Origin of the sequence: Holospora undulata HU1 (assembly GCF_000388175.3) — a bacterium.
In the GTDB taxonomy this organism is placed as follows: domain Bacteria; phylum Pseudomonadota; class Alphaproteobacteria; order Holosporales; family Holosporaceae; genus Holospora; species Holospora undulata_A.
In genome coordinates this window covers 1-1,424 of sequence record NZ_ARPM03000080.1, presented here as the reverse complement: position 1 = coordinate 1,424, position 1,424 = coordinate 1, and the positions used below count along the sequence as shown (strand labels likewise).

Below are 1,424 nucleotides of genomic sequence, written 5' to 3'. Positions count from 1 at the left end.
TAGTCTCTCTAAATCTTCTTCTTTTATTAAAGACATAATATTTTCTAATTCTTCCATATATCAATACATCATTATAAAATTAAAATTTTATACTCATAATAACTTTCAACACTTATGATAGAGCCCCCTTGAAGACGTTTTTTTATCAGCTAAAAGACGCTTATCCAAAGGCGCCTAACATTCTACCTGATCTTGGATCAAAGACCTTATAACACAAGCAAATAAACCCAAAAAGCAGCAAAAGAAAGGGGGATTGAGGTTCATTATTTCCAGCCCCAACCTGAACCCCATCGAAGAATGAACTTGTGCGCAAAAATCGATTTTTCCTCTCTGCCAAAGAGTTTTGCAAGAGTATACTGCATTTTTTCGACCAAACCTGGGACAACATCGCCATGGATCTTGTCGACCGAGCCAATGACAACTTTCAACGCATTAGTCCAACACTTTCAGTTTGATTTGGTATATAGTATTACCGGTTTGGTTAATAACACGCCGATAGCACCAATGAGGTTTAAGGGCTCTTGCGACACAGTATTATTCCAATCTTGGGTAGATTTTCTGATTAAGGAACTAAAGCCTGGTCAAGGTGTTATTATGCCTCTTTTCATAAATCCAAGAAAAGTCAAGAATTAATAGAATTTTATACTTAAAATTCAGTATAATTTTCTACCTCCTTACTCTTGTGATTTGAATCCAATAGAGAAATTCTGGGCTAATATGAAGAGGTGGACAATATACTAAATTTCAACGCTCTATTCGACGCTATTTCTTGCTTCTTTAAAATCTCTAATTCAACCTAAATTACTATAGAGCTCAACGCTTAATGTCTTCTTCCATTTTAGAACCATCTTGACGTTTAGGATATAGTGTTTTGCAAGCGTTGGGGCGCTCTCTTTAGATTCTCGTAGTTCTTTTCTGATTCTTGGCGGTGTCTTGGCATTCTCATGCAATATGTTTCCTATAAATTTGTCTCCTTGAGTTCTTTACAGATTACACCGTAAGAGTTAGGAGCTAAACACTAGCTATATGAAGAGTTTAAACGGGTTTTTTAGGGGAGATCACGACCTTGCCGCCCCTTTCATCAGCATCATACGATTTATCGGCAAGCACTCCATCAGCCTTCACGAAGCCATCAACGCATCTGCGCCTTCTGAATCATAGGGCCGATCTTTTGTCAACTGAAAAGCGATGGGATTTCTGGTGAGATTGCCTTGGGCGTCACAGATTGCATGAATCTTCGTACTCAGATGGCCTGGTTCTCGTTTTTTTTAGTTCCAGCGCTGTGTTAGTGGGCGCGCACAATCGTGGAATCGATCATCGCGTACTCGTTTTGGCGTCTTTTGCCAGCACCTCAAAGACTCTTTTCCTTACTTCCTTTTGGCTCTAGCGGGCATGGAAGCTATCGCTAAATCTCTCTGGCAGAT

The 1,424-nt window shown here is 39.4% G+C and carries 1 protein-coding gene and 1 pseudogene; one reads left to right on the top strand and one right to left on the bottom strand.

The features are described from left to right. Nucleotides 1–263 precede the first annotated feature (263 nt). Nucleotides 264–428, bottom strand: a complete 165-nt coding sequence (locus tag K737_RS10225) for a hypothetical protein (protein ID WP_023491041.1) — start codon at nucleotides 426–428, stop codon at nucleotides 264–266. 168 nt (nucleotides 429–596) lie between these two features. Between K737_RS10225 and K737_RS11780 the strand changes: the two are divergent. After that, nucleotides 597–741 (top strand): annotated as a pseudogene (locus tag K737_RS11780) (transposase); the annotation flags it as partial. Nucleotides 742–1,424 lie beyond the last annotated feature (683 nt).